Source organism: Massilia litorea, assembly GCF_015101885.1.
Taxonomy (GTDB): domain Bacteria; phylum Pseudomonadota; class Gammaproteobacteria; order Burkholderiales; family Burkholderiaceae_D; genus Telluria; species Telluria litorea.
In genome coordinates this window covers 4,566,818-4,580,026 of record NZ_CP062941.1, presented here as the reverse complement: position 1 = coordinate 4,580,026, position 13,209 = coordinate 4,566,818, and the positions used below count along the sequence as shown (strand labels likewise).

Genomic DNA, 13,209 nt, shown 5'->3' with positions numbered 1-13,209 from the left:
ACTGGCCGCCAGCATGCCGACCGTTCAGCCATCCGCGCCCGACCTCGCCAATCGCCGGATGCTCATCGGCTTGCTGCTGTCGCTCCTGGCGCACGCGCTGGTGCTGTCGATTCAATTCGGGCTGCGCGGCATGCAGGCGGGCGGCGGCGTGCCGATCACGGTCAGCCTGGCGCCCCTGCCACCATCCTCGCCGCCGCCCTTGCTGGCACCCGCGCTCCCGGCGCCATCCGAACCGGCACCTGCGGTAGTCGCCGCACCCGCGCCGTCGCCGCCGCCTGGCTCGGGCTTCCGCCTGTTCGACCCGGCGCCGTCGGCACCGCCGCCGCCTCCCCAGGCCGCAGCAACACCGCCCAGGCGGCGCCGTGTCCTGCGCCGGCCCAAGCCGCCGCGTACCGATGCGAAACCGACGCCGGTCATCGTCCGGCAAGACAATCCTGACGCCAGATTCAAGGTACCGCTCGCCGCTGCGCAGGCCGAGCCGGAACCGGTAGCGCCGCAGCCAGCTGAGCCGGCTCAGCTGGCTGCGGCGCTGGCCGAACCCGAGCCGCGCGTGGACGAGGACGCCGCCGCCCGCGCGCGTGCGGAGGAACAACGGGCGGCCACCGAGGAAGCGGGGCGGCTGGCGCAATTGCGTGAACAAGAGGCTGAGCGCGAACGCCTGGCCGGCGCAGCGCGCGAGCGGGAACAGCAGGAGTCGCTGCGGCGCCAGGCCGCCGAGCGCGCGCAGGAGCAACGTCTGGCCGAGGAAGCTGCGGCCGCGCTGCGGGAGCAGAAGCGGGAGCAGGAGCGGGCCGAGCGGGACCGGGCGCGCCGGCTCGACGAAGCGGCGGCGCGCGAGCGCTTGCTGGCCGCCGAGCGCGACGCAGAAGCCCGGCGGCGCCAGGACGAACAGTTGCGCCAGGAGCGGGAACGGCAGCAAGGGCTTGCCGAGGACGAGGCGCGTGCCCGCGCTCTCGCCGAGCAGCGCGCACTCGATGAGGATCGGGTACGCGAGGCCGCGCGGCTCGTAGCCGAGGAGGCTGCCCGGCGGGTCGCGGTTGAACGTGAGCGCCGGCTGGCCGAGGAGGCCGCCAGGGAGCGCGCTCAGCAATTGGCGCGCCGGCAGGAGGAAGAAGAGCGGGAACGCCGCCAACGCGCCGAGGCAGTGGCGGCGCAGGCGGTGCAGGAGGAACTGGCGCGCCGGCAAGCGCAGCAGGCCGCGAATGAAGCCGCAGAGAAGGATGGTGCGCGCCAGGCGGCGCAGGCGTCCGGGCCCGCGAACGGGGGCGAGGGCGGCGCGCCGGGTAGCGTGCCGGGGAATGGCGCCGGTGCCGGCGGCACTTTGCCGCGTGGAACCCTCGAGCGCGGCAGCCTGGGGAGCAGGGCGCGCGAACTGTTGCGCGGCATCGACTTGCCCAGTACGCCGCCTGCAGCGCTGCGGCCGGCCCAGCAGATGGCGGACGCCCGACGGCGCGTGGTCGATACGCTCGAGCGCGACGTGCCCTTGCGCCTGTACGTCGACAGCTTCCGCCAGAAAATCGAGCGCAATGCCGCGCAGATCCGCATGCAACTGGCAGGTGGCCCGGGGCGTTCCGATCCCCTGGTCAGCGTGGCCCTGCGCAGCGACGGCAGCGTCGACGACGTGACCATCGTGCGCTCGAGCGGCCGCGCCGATCTGGATGAGGCCGTGCGCCGCATCGTGCGCCTGAATGCTCGCTACGCCGCCTTTCCGCCGAACGTCGCGGCGCGCTTCGACGTGATCGAAATCCGCCGCATCTGGCTGTTTGCCGAGAACCTGAGGCTGCTCGAAGAAGTGCGTTGAGGCTACGCCATTTACGATCGGCACTCAAGCATGGACCGGGCAGGTGCGAACTGCCCGCACCGGAGTTGCCAGAGCCTGCCGTTTGATATGCAGCAAAAGCCGCCTGTGATGGACGCCGTACGCTGAGTCGGTCAGCCAGAGAACGGCAGCTATTTCACAGGTCAAGCCATGAATTTTCCAATAGAAATTTTGCGTTGGCGTTTAGTCGCCGCGGCAACTGCGTTCCTTTCGCTACTACTGGGTGGATGCGCCACCGGTTTGCAGTTCAATTCACAGGACAGCCAGGGCAAGGCTGAGCCCCCGCCGCCGACCGAGATGATCACCGAGCAGCTGATCGCGGCCGAGAAGCAGGCAAGCGGACGGCCGGCCGAGCAGGACCTGTCGCGCCTGATGGTGCCGAATCCCCCGCCTTACGCCATCGGGCGCGGCGATATCCTGTCGATCGTCGTCTGGGATCATCCCGAGCTGGCGGGCGGCGGCATGACGGCCGCCACCGCCGCGGCCGACGCCAGCGGCATGAGCGCCAGCGTCAACGCGAACGCGCCGCAGCCGGGCTTCGTGGTCGACCACCTGGGCCGGATCCAGTTCCCGTTCGCCGGCCTGCTGCCGGTCGAGGGGCTGACCGAGGAGGCGGCACGCGCGCTGCTGACGCAGAAGCTGGCGCGCTACATCGCCAACCCGAACATCACATTGCGGGTCCAGTCCTACCGCAGCAAGCGCGTCTACATCGACGGCGAGGTCAAGCAGCCGGGCCTGCAGGCGATCAACGACATCCCGATGACCCTGGTCGAAGCGCTGAACCGCGCCGGCGGGCTGCTGCCCACGGCCGACCAGAGCCGCATCGCCGTCGAACGGGGCGACGCGCGCTACCGCGTCAACCTGCGCGACCTGGTCCAGAAGGGCATCAATCCGGGCAACATCATGCTGGCCCCGGGCGACGTCGTGCGGGTGCACTCGCGCGACGAAAGCAAGGTCTTCGTCTCCGGCGAAGTCGTCACGCCGCGGGCGCTGACGATGCACGACGGCCGCCTGACCCTGAACGAAGCGCTGGGCGAGACCGGCGGCATCAGCCCGCTCAGCGGCGATGCGCGCCAGATCTACGTCGTGCGCAAGACGCCCGAGCGCACGCGCGTGTTCCAGCTCGACGCCCGCCTGGCCGGCTCGCTGGCGATGGCCGAGTCCTTCGAGCTGCGGCCGAAGGACGTGGTCTATGTCGCCGCATCGCCGCTGGCCAACTGGAACCGCCAACTGAGCCTGCTATTCCCCGGCGCGCTGACCAACGCGGTCGGTGTCACCAACAGACAATGAGCGTCAATCAGCGCCACTGAACGCGAGTGAGCATCGGAGAAAACCATGACCAAGCCTGCCGAACACCTGCCGCTGACGCATCATGTCGCGCATAGTCCGCCGATCCTGAGTGTCCCCTTCGATCCACGGCCGGCCCTGGCCGGCGCCGACGAACCGGCGGTCGACCTGAAAGGGCATTTCAACACGCTGTAGCCGAGTCCGATGATGCCGATGACCGCGGTGCGGTCGCGCAGTTTGGCCGTGAGCCGTTGCAGGTGGGCTGATTGATTTTCGTCGCGCATGTGTTCCTCGCCAACTGTAGGTGGGTGGGTGGAGATGGTTGCAGCCGCTAGATGCGAAAGGGCACGAACCTGTGGATGAGACTAAGCCGTGCCTTGCCCGATTCGACTTCGGGTTCGGGTAGTTGCGCCGGAGCGGTGGCCGGCAACTGGGGTGTGTACTCGCTGACGATGGCCTTGACCATCGATTCGATCATGCCGCGCTCGTGCGTTTCGCAGGCCATCATCAGGCAGGTGATGCAGGTCTCGAGCACGCTCGGGCGCAGCGCGTTTTCCTTCATGCGCATGATGCGCGGATGTTCGCTCGGGAAGACGGTGCCATCGGTGAGCAGCTCTTCGTGCAGCTTCTCGCCCGGGAACAGGCCGACGAATTTCATTTCGATGTCGCCGCCCGGATTCTGCGGCGTCTTTTCGGTCAGGCCGGACATGGCCAGCAGCGTGCGCGCCAGTTCCACGATGCGTACCGGTTCGCCCATGTCGAGGACGAACACGTCGCCGCCCTTGGCCATGGCGCCGGCCTGGATCACCAGCTGCGCCGCTTCGGGAATGAGCATGAAGTAGCGCGACACCTCGGGGTGGGTGATGGTGAGCGGTCCGCCGCGCGCGATCTGGCGCTGGAACAGCGGGATCACCGAGCCGGAGGAGCCGAGCACGTTGCCGAAGCGGACCATGCAGAAGGTCGTCTGCGTGCCGCGCTTGGCGGCCGCGGCCTGGAAGATAAGCTCGGCAATACGCTTGCTGGCGCCCATGATATTGGTCGGACGCACCGCCTTGTCGCTCGAGATCAGCACGCAGGTTTCGACGTGGTGGCTGGCGCAGGCCGCAGCGATGACCTGGGCGCCGAGCACGTTGTTGCGCAGGCCTTCGACGATGTTGGTCTCAACCAGAGGCACGTGCTTGTAGGCGGCGGCATGGTAGACCGTGTCGACCTGGCTTTCGGCGAGGATGCGCTCGACCAGGTCGGCATTGCAGACCGAACCGAGGTGGGCGTCGATGCGCAGTTCGGGAAAGCGCGTGCCGAGCTCCTGGCGAATCGTGTACAGGGCGAATTCGGAGTGGTCGAGCAGGTGCAGGCGGTTCGGGCCGAGCGTGACGATCTGGCGGCACAGTTCGCTGCCGATGGAGCCGCCGGCGCCGGTGACGAGCACCGTCTTGCCGCGCACGCAGCGGGCGAACAGGTCGAGCCGCGGCGGCACCGCCGGCCGGCCGAGCAGGTCTTCGAACTTCAGTTCGCGGATCGAGTCGCGCGGACGGGCCCGGTCATCGGCCAGGTCGACCAACCGGCTCAGGATCTTGGCGGTAACGCCAGCCCCGGCCAGGCGCTGCATGATGTCGCGCAGGCGTTCGGCCGGCATGCCAGGCACCGCGATGACGACCGTACGGATGCCATGCGCGGCGACCAGGTCGGCCAGGCGGCCGGTCTGGAACACGCGCAGCCCGGCAATGGTGCGGTCGTTCAGCGCGCGCTTGTCGTCGAAGAAGCAGACCGGCCGGTATTCGTCGCTGTTGCGCATGGTTTGCGCGAGGCGGGCGCCGGCTTCGCCGGCACCGTAGATGGCCACCGCGTCCGAACTCCCCCGGCGGCTGCCGTGGTTGCGCAGGAAATTGCGCATGCCGATGCGCGAGGTGACCACATAGGAAAAGGCGATGAACCAGTAAATGGCCAGCGCACTGCGCGGAAACATGGCGTCGTTAATCGCAAACAGTACGACATAGGCGCACAACACCGCAATACCGAGCGCCAGGCCGGTGGCGCTCAATAAGCGGCCGTCGATGAAGCGAATAACCGCGCGATAAAGATCGGACATCGAAAAGGCGGCGATCGTCACCAGCGCGACAATCAAATACGAGGCCGGACCATAATGCGCCGCGAGTTTCAGGTCGCCGCCCCGCAATAACATCGCGACCAGAAAACATAAGGGCAATGCCACCAGGTCGATGCAGATCATCAGCGCTATTTTCGTAGTCCGATGCAGCGATACCATTCCGGCGCAGAACTGGCTTAATACTCGGTGCGGGAAAGTTTGCATGGCGCGCATTACTTGATCGAGTGGTTGCGATAAGAGTGGTATAAGCGGTGGGCAGTAAATGGAATGTAGATGAATTGAGAAAGCAACCGTCTGAAATGTGGCCTGAAATGAAATAAGGGGTGTGGAATTCGTATATGAAGCCGATGCGGAAAATGAACTGGCCGTTGTTGAGTAAATTAATTATCTGTCCCGGTCGGATTGCTGAGTTTGACCCTGCTCAACCGAAAATTGCGAATTAAAATGAAGTCGGCTATTTATTTAATTGAGGAAATGTAATTCGGAAATAAATTGCAGTCGAGTTGGCAATACATTTCCGATTGGAATATAAAAGTCAGGAAATAATAAATCGGGAGAATGTTGCGGCAGGGCCGACTATGCGCGGCCGGCGTGCGCAATCCGGCGCGGATGCATGGGAGAGAGGCGCGACAGGCGCGCTCAGGGCCGGGCGAGGACGGCAGCGCGATGCCGCCCGAGGGGAGGGGACTTCGGCGCGCACCGTTGGCACGCGCGGGAGACAGGACGGATCAGCTGCCCGGGCGTGGCTGCGGCGCCATCGGCGGCACCACGATGTTGTCGTTCAGGCGCAGGAACTTGAAGCCGGCCAGGCGCTGGCCATTCCTGCCTTCCCGGGCATTGCGCGCTTCGCGTTCGGCGGCGCGCGCGATGAAGGAGTCGAAGCTTTCTTCACGCACTTTCGGTTCCTGCGAATGCAGCAGGTGGCGTTCGCCATCCGCGCCCAGCACGACCAGGCCGACGTGCGAGGCCCAGTGCTCGCCGTCGCGGGTCGAGATGACGTTGACGAAATCGCCTTCCTGGAGCTGGCTGGCGATGGCCGCGACCTGTTCCTTCGGCACATAGCTCTGGCGGCTGGTCTCGACCGGGATGGCGCGCTCGGTGTTGTGGCGGGTTTTCAGGAAGCGTGCGCGGTCGACCCGCATCGCGTAGCTTGGGCCATTCGATCCAGCCAGCTGCGCGCTGATGTCGGTGACCAGCCAGCTGTTGGCGACGTTCCAGTCCATCTCGGTGTAGTGGTTGCGCGTGGCGACGCCGATCACGCCGTCGCGGTAGCGGATCCGTTGCAGCATCCAGAAGAATTCTTCCCACGAACGCGACAGTGCCATCGCATAGGTGTGTTCCGCGAACACGACGCAATCGCTGCGCTCGAGGCTGAACATCGGCAAATCGTCGTGTACCTCGAAGGGAAACTCGCCCAGCAGGTTCAGCAGATAGGGCTGGCCCAGGTTCTTGCGCCCGATCGCGGCGATGCGCTTGCGCAGGTCCGGCTCGGCTGCGTGGGCCCAGGCGATGTAGCGCCCGGCTTCGACCGGCGTCATCTGATAGATCTGCTTTTGCAGCACGGCCTCGATCGCGAGCGGGGCGGGCGCTGCCGGCCTGGCGGGAGCGGGCAGGGTGGACTGGCTGGCGCAGCCGCCGAGGGTGGCCGCAACGAGCAGCAGGGGAGCAAAGCGCATGGAAACAGGTCTCCTTGTAGTGTTTTCAAGACGCTAACGCGGCCGCGCAGGATTTGACAATACCAATTTGTCGCCCATCCATAACCAACTGTTGCGTAACTCAAACATTCCTTCAAGTTATAGCTGCGGGACGACAAGTAATTTTCCAGTCATTAACTTATAGCTAATACTACCAATATGGCAGCGCTCGTCCGCCGCCCGCAGCACACCATACTTATATCCAGGAGAGAGAGAATGTTCAAACAGAAGCCGCTGGCCGCCGCCGTTTCGATGGCACTGTGGAGCCTGACCGCCTTGCCCGCCATGGCGCAGACGGCAGGAGCGGAAGCCCCGATGCAGACCGTCGAGGTGACCGGCATCCGGGCCTCGATGGCCAAATCGCTGAACGTGAAGAAGAATGCGACCGCCAACGTCGAGGTCATCACGGCGGAAGACGTGGGCAAGATGCCCGACAAGAACCTGGCCGACTCGCTCCAGCGCCTGTCCGGCGTGGCGGTGCGTACCGACTACGACGAGGCGGAAAAGGTGTCGATGCGCGGTACGAATGCCGACATGACGCTGATCATTTTCAACGGCCACACGGTCTCGGGCGGCGACTGGTATGTCGCCGACCAGCTCTCGAGCAGCCGCTCGACCAGCCTGTCGCTGATGCCTTCGAGCGTGCTGAACCAGGCACTGGTCTACAAGACTTCGCAGGCAAACCTCGTCGACGGCGGCCTGGCCGGCACCATCAACGTCACCACGCGCAAGCCGCTGTCGCAGAAAGAGCGCCTCTCGGGCGTCATCAGCGGCGGCATGAGCTATGCCGAGCTGCCGGGCAAGGCCGCGCCGGACTTCAATGCCAGCGTCAACTGGAAGAACGAGGCCGGCACGGTGGGCGTGATCGTCCAGGGCTTTGCCGAGAAGCGCTATGTACGGCGCGATTCCGCGTCGCGTTTCGCTTATGCCGGCGGCAGCGGCTGGGATGTGATCAATCTCGCGAAAATGCCTGGCATTACCGATGCTTCGCTGGCCGGCAGCGGCTACAAGGCCGCCGACCTCGAGGGCGTGCGCCTGCCTGGTTCGATGAGCACGGAATTCGTCGAAAGCGTGCGTGACCGCAAGGGCGGCATGTTCTCGCTCCAGTTCAAGCCGAACAACGACCTCGACATGACCATGACCGGCTTCCACTCGGGCATGAAAGCGAACAACTTCGGCCGCCTGAATGCCGGCGCGATGTTCAGCATGCTGCGCGGCGAGGCAGGACCGGCCGGCGGCACCACCCCGACCTCGGTGAACGGCCAGCGCGTCTATGCGCAAATCAAGAATCCGGTGATCGTCAACGAAACGACGCTCTACGGCGACCAGCTGCGCGTGCTCAAGAGTGCGGACATCCTGTACCCGGCCGGCACGCCGCCACAATATATCGGCGAGACCGAGGGCGCTTACCGCGACGGGGCCAAGTCGAGCAGCGCCTTCCTCGACCTGGACGCGAAATACCGCGTCAACCAGGACCTGACGGTCAAGACCCTGTTCTCGACCACGCGCGGCGTCGGCGAGACCGGCCTCGACCAGGGCCTGACCTATACCCGCTACGGCACCGGCGTCTCGTATGCGCTGGGCAGCCTGCGCGATGCGCCTTTCGTCCAGTACTACGGTACCGGTCCGAACGTCCCTGGCATGAATGCCGACGGCAGTGGCTACAAGCTGACCGGCCGCGCCGCCTCGGGCGTGAAGACGACCGACAAGGAACACAGCCTGCAGTTCGATGCCGAATACCGCCTCGAGAAGGGACTGTTCCAGTCGCTCGAAGCCGGCGTGCGTTACGCCGACCACCGCCGCGACAGCGCGCGCCGCTTCCCGCAGCTGCGCAGCAGCAACCTGTCGGTGAATGCGCCGACAGGTCCGGACACCTGGAAGGCGTATCCGTCGGACTTCGGCGCCGGCCTGGACGGCCCGGCCGGCTGGGACAACACCAGCTGGACCCTGACCCCGGATGCGCTGAAGGCCTACTTCGCCGCCAACAGCAAGGCCACCTCGGCCGACTGGGAACGCCGCGCCGCAACCGAACTCGACATGCGTGAGCGCCAGAGCGCCGCGTACGTGATGGCCAACCTGGAGCTGGACCGCCTGTCCGGCAACGTCGGCCTGCGCTTCGTGCGCACCCGCGTCAACGCTCAGGTCCCGATCCCGCTGCCGACCGGCGCCTGCGCCCGTTCGGCGCCGGGCCAGCCCGCGATTCCTTGCCCGGCTTTCCCGACTGCGCTGACCACGGTGGGCGAAGGCGTGCAGCTGTATGACGACACCGTGTTCAACCCGCTGGCAGGCGTCGTCTACTACAAGCAGCCAACCGACGAGACCTTCAATAACGTCCTGCCGAGCCTGAACCTGCGCTATGAGCTGGACAAGGACATGATCGCCCGCTTCGGCGCCAGCAAGACGGTCGGCCGCCAGAACTACAACCTGCTGGGCGCCGGCTACAGCGGCGCCAACTGCCTCGTCTCGGGCTGCACCGTGAACGGCCCGAACCCGAACCTGGGACCGATGGTCGCCAAGAACATCGACGCCTCGTGGGCCTGGTATTTCGCGCGCCGTTCGATGGTCGGCGTGAACGTGTTCTACTCGAAGATCGCGGGCTATCCGAAGACCGGTTCGGCCGGCGGCGACACCGTCCAGCTGGTCGATCCGCGTGACAGCATCGTCAAGACCTTCGCAGTCAACACCTCGACCCAGCAGGGTGCGAAGATCGCCGGCATCGAACTGTCCTACGAGCAGCCGTTCGGCAATACCCCGTTCGGCTTCACGTCGAACGTGAGCCGCGCCAAAACCAAGGTCGACGACGGCCGTCCGATGACCGGCGCCTCGGAATACGGCGCCAACCTCGGCGCCTATTTCGAGAACGACCGCGTCTCGGCCCGCCTTGTGGCGAACTACCGCAGCGAGTACGTCAACACGACGACCGCGCCGACGCCGAACTCGACGAACAACAAGTCGCTCGTCGACGGCAAGCTGATGTTCGCCGCGCCGACGATGGCGGCGCCGGTGACGACGCTGGCCTTCAATGCCAGCTACAACATCTCGCCCAACCTGATCGTCTCGTTCGACGCCACCAACCTGACCAACGTCAAGCGCGCCTACTATCGCTACAGCGAAGAAGAGCAGCAGAAACTGGACGTCAGCGGCCGCCAGTTCTACCTGAACCTGAAGTACAAGTTCTGATCGGGTAGCAGCGCAGCACCAGAAAAAGGGGAGCGCCGGCTCCCCTTTTTCGCGTCCAAGCCACTCGTGTATGTCCAGTCCTACAATATCTCGCGCCGCATCGGCAGCTCATCCGCCATGCCTGTGTGCGCCACCTAACGGTCCGGATCTTATGCAATCGATATGATGAAGCCGTGTGAGTGAGGCGCCAGCGAATTCGTTCTGCAGGCCTGCCAAATACCTCAACAGGTTAGCCGGTCGCCTCGAGGATCGGCACCAGATCCAGGCCGGCGCTTTGTAGCGACGGCAATGACAATCCGGAAGCGGAGGCCCAATGTCTGCCACGACGAAGAATCCCCCGAAGCACCTGGTGCGCGAATACCTCGCGCGCCGGTCGCGCGATCCGCAACCGCCGCCGACGCCCGAGGAAATCCGGCGCCAGCTGGGGTGGGGGATGCTGATGCCGGCGGACCTGAAGCTGGCCACCAACCGTTCCTAGCGTACGCTTTCGAACCGACAGATTTCACAGAGGAGAAGCACATGACCAAGCGTATCGGCAACAAACACGAAGCACAGCACCGCGGCAAGGACGAACGTCTCGACATCCGCCGCACCAACATCGAACGCGAGGCCGTCAAGCAGGCCACCGCGCGCGCCAAATACCGCAACCAGGTCAAGGGCCAGCCGCCAATGAGCCTGTCCGCATCGGCCGCCTGATTCCTTCCAGGCAGCGAACAGCCCGCCTTCCGAGGCGGGCTTTTTTTATTTCTTGACCGATGGCGCCCGGCAGCGCCGTTCGCCGATCCCTTCGCCATTCGCCGACCCGGCGCCGCCATTCGCCGAAAGGCGCTTTCCTTCTTCTCCGCTCCCCGTTATCGTCCTTCCATCACAACACGGAGGACGAGATGAGTTCCGAAATCAGTTACACGACGCGCAAGCAGATGGTGTGGGGCCTGGTCCTGATCGTGGTCGGCGTCGTATTCCTGCTCGACCGCATGGATATCATCGAGGCCGAGTCGCTATGGCATTATTGGCCGCTGCTGCTGGTCGTGGCCGGCATCAACCAGACGATCGGCTATCCGAGCGCGCGCCAGTTCCGCAACGGGCTGTGGACGATCTTCACCGGCCTGTGGCTGTTCGCGGTGTTCGAAGGCCTGTTCGGCCTGACCTTCCGCAACAGCTGGCCGCTGTTCCTGCTGATGTGGGGCGTGCTGCTGGTGCTCACCCCCGTCTTCCGCCGCCGCTTCCCGCAATCGAAGGAGAATGACCATGCTTAAGGATACGATCGACGACCGCCGTGCTGCGCGCCAGGCCCGCCGTGCCGCACGCCGTGCGGACCGCGGCATGACCAGCCAGGTCCTGATGGGCGTGCTGGTGATCGCCATCGGCCTGCTGTTTTTGCTGGATAACCTCGACATCATCGAAGTGCGCGACGCGCTCGCCTTCTGGCCGCTGGTCTTCATCTTCGCCGGCGTCGCCAAACTGCTCGACACCACCAGCCCGAACGGCTACCTGGTCGGCCTGGCCGGCATCGGCGTCGGCGTGACGATGATCCTGCACCGCCTCGGCATCATCTATTTTTCGTGGCGCGCCGCCTGGCCGCTGATCCTGATCGCGGTCGGTGCGCTGGTGGTGTACCGGGCCATGACCGGCCAGCGCTCGGTGCGCTTTGGCGTGGCCGTGGTCGACGGCAAGGACGGCGTTCCGGACGCGCTTGCCGGCGATAGGCAGACGGTCGACGTGACCGCGATCCTCGGCGGCTTCGAACGCCGTGTGCACAGCCCGGATTTCCGCGGCGGCGAGGTGACCGCGGTGATGGGCGGCTGCGCGCTCGACCTGCGCGAGGCCTCGATAACGGGCGAAGCCGTGATCCATGTGTTCGCCTTCTGGGGCGGGGTCACGCTCAAGGTGCCGCCCGACTGGACCGTGGTGTTGGAAGGCACGCCGATCCTGGGCGGCTTCGAAGAGAAAACCGTGAAGCCGCCCGATGGCAGCAAGCGCCTGGTCGTGCGCGGTTACGCGATCATGGGCGGCGTGGAAGTACGCAACTGATGATCGGCGCGCCCGGCACCGCGCGCAGCACGGCGCTCTACCTGGCGGCCTGGGCGCTGCTCGGGACGCTGCTGGCCGGCCTGATGGTGACGGCCGGCGACGCGCCCTGGACGGCGAGCCTGCTGTTCGCCGTGCCCCTGGCCCTGGTCTACGGATGCGCCAGCGGGTTTTCCTCGTATTACCTGTGCCGCGCCTATCCGCTCGCGGCCAGGCCGCTGGTGACGGTGCTGGGCGTGTTCACCTGTTCGGCCGTGTGCGCCAGCGCGCTCTGGACCGCGGCCGGCGGCGGTTTCGCCGAATCCCTGCGCGGCCTGGTCCCGGGCATGCCGGCGATGACGCGCCCGTTCGCGGCCCTGATGTTCGGCCTCGGCGTCATCCTGTACGGCCTGACCGCCGTGGCCCACTACCTGGCCCTCGAATTCGAGCGCGCGCGCAGCCTCGAGCGGCGCGAGCTGGAAATGAAACTGGCGGCGCAGGAAGCGGAACTGCGCATGCTGCGCACCCAGATCGACCCGCACTTCCTGTTCAACAGCCTGAACTCGATCAGTGCGCTGACGTCGATCGATCCCGCGCGCGCACGCGGCATGACCCTGCAACTGTCCGACTTCCTGCGCCGCAGCCTGGGCATGGATGCGCAGCGCAAGGTCGCCCTTGACGAGGAGATTGCATTGGTGCGTGCCTTCCTCGCGATCGAGCAGGTGCGCTTCGGCGAGCGCCTGCGTTTCGAGGACGCGATCGGCACCGGGGCCGGGCAGTGCCTGCTGCCGCCGATGCTGCTGCAGCCATTGGTCGAAAACGCCGTCAAGCACGGCATCGGCAACCGGCTCGATGGCGGCACGGTGCGCATCGCCGCCGAATGCGACGGCTCGCTGCTGCGCATCCGCGTCGAGAACGACGCCGACGCGGACGAGGCCGAGGGCAATGCGGCGCATGCCAAAGCCGGCTGCGGCATCGGCCTGGCGAATGTGCGCCAGCGCCTGTCGGCGACCTATGCCCACGAGGCGAGCGTGCACTGGACCCGATTCGACGCGCGCTTTCGCGTCGATATCGCGCTGCCGATCCAGACCGAACCGATTACGGAGAGTTGAGCC

At 65.8% G+C, this 13,209-nt stretch carries 11 protein-coding genes; 9 read left to right on the top strand and 2 right to left on the bottom strand.

Annotation, left to right across the window (positions count from 1 at the left end; translation table 11 throughout):
* Positions 1-13 precede the first annotated feature (13 nt).
* The 3 genes from LPB04_RS20495 to LPB04_RS20485 all read left to right on the top strand — a co-directional run bounded on the left by LPB04_RS20495 (position 14) and on the right by LPB04_RS20485 (position 3,301).
* Positions 14-1,801, top strand: a complete 1,788-nt coding sequence (locus LPB04_RS20495) for a TonB family protein (protein ID WP_193686302.1) — start codon at positions 14-16, stop codon at positions 1,799-1,801.
* 258 nt (positions 1,802-2,059) lie between these two features.
* Positions 2,060-3,109 (top strand): polysaccharide biosynthesis/export family protein, encoded by a 1,050-nt coding sequence (locus LPB04_RS20490; RefSeq protein WP_227496510.1) that lies wholly within the window; start codon positions 2,060-2,062, stop codon positions 3,107-3,109.
* A gap of 45 nt (positions 3,110-3,154) precedes the next feature.
* Entirely contained in the window at positions 3,155-3,301 is a 147-nt protein-coding gene (locus LPB04_RS20485) for a hypothetical protein (RefSeq protein WP_193686300.1), read from the top strand.
* Between the two features lie 136 nt (positions 3,302-3,437).
* On the opposite strand, the gene LPB04_RS20480 is transcribed toward LPB04_RS20485, so the two are convergent.
* On the bottom strand, positions 3,438-5,336 hold the full coding sequence (locus LPB04_RS20480; RefSeq protein ID WP_227496509.1) for a polysaccharide biosynthesis protein: 1,899 nt from the start codon (positions 5,334-5,336) through the stop codon (positions 3,438-3,440).
* A gap of 605 nt (positions 5,337-5,941) precedes the next feature.
* Positions 5,942-6,889, bottom strand: a complete 948-nt coding sequence (locus LPB04_RS20475) for an N-acetylmuramoyl-L-alanine amidase-like domain-containing protein (RefSeq protein WP_193686298.1) — start codon at positions 6,887-6,889, stop codon at positions 5,942-5,944.
* Between the two features lie 234 nt (positions 6,890-7,123).
* Here LPB04_RS20475 and LPB04_RS20470 point away from each other — a divergent pair, with 234 nt between their 5' ends.
* The 6 genes from LPB04_RS20470 (at position 7,124) to LPB04_RS20445 (ending at position 13,206) form a co-directional block, all read left to right on the top strand.
* The gene (locus LPB04_RS20470) at positions 7,124-10,087 is read left to right on the top strand and encodes a TonB-dependent receptor (RefSeq protein WP_193686297.1); all 2,964 of its coding nucleotides are present in this window, start codon (positions 7,124-7,126) and stop codon (positions 10,085-10,087) included.
* A gap of 313 nt (positions 10,088-10,400) precedes the next feature.
* The gene (locus LPB04_RS20465; RefSeq protein WP_193686296.1) at positions 10,401-10,565 is read left to right on the top strand and encodes a hypothetical protein; all 165 of its coding nucleotides are present in this window, start codon (positions 10,401-10,403) and stop codon (positions 10,563-10,565) included.
* A gap of 41 nt (positions 10,566-10,606) precedes the next feature.
* Positions 10,607-10,783, top strand: coding sequence for a hypothetical protein (locus LPB04_RS20460; protein WP_193686295.1), 177 nt, complete (start codon positions 10,607-10,609; stop codon positions 10,781-10,783).
* Positions 10,784-10,971: 188 nt separating this feature from the next.
* Positions 10,972-11,343: a LiaF transmembrane domain-containing protein gene (locus tag LPB04_RS20455; protein ID WP_193686294.1), complete on the top strand. Its 372-nt coding sequence runs from the start codon at positions 10,972-10,974 to the stop codon at positions 11,341-11,343.
* A complete protein-coding gene (locus tag LPB04_RS20450) occupies positions 11,336-12,118 on the top strand; it encodes a LiaI-LiaF-like domain-containing protein (protein ID WP_227496508.1) in 783 nt (260 codons plus the stop codon). The genes LPB04_RS20455 and LPB04_RS20450 overlap by 8 nt, the downstream gene beginning before the upstream one ends.
* Positions 12,118-13,206 (top strand): sensor histidine kinase, encoded by a 1,089-nt coding sequence (locus LPB04_RS20445; RefSeq protein ID WP_193686293.1) that lies wholly within the window; start codon positions 12,118-12,120, stop codon positions 13,204-13,206. The genes LPB04_RS20450 and LPB04_RS20445 overlap by 1 nt, the downstream gene beginning before the upstream one ends.
* Positions 13,207-13,209: the final 3 nt, after the last annotated feature.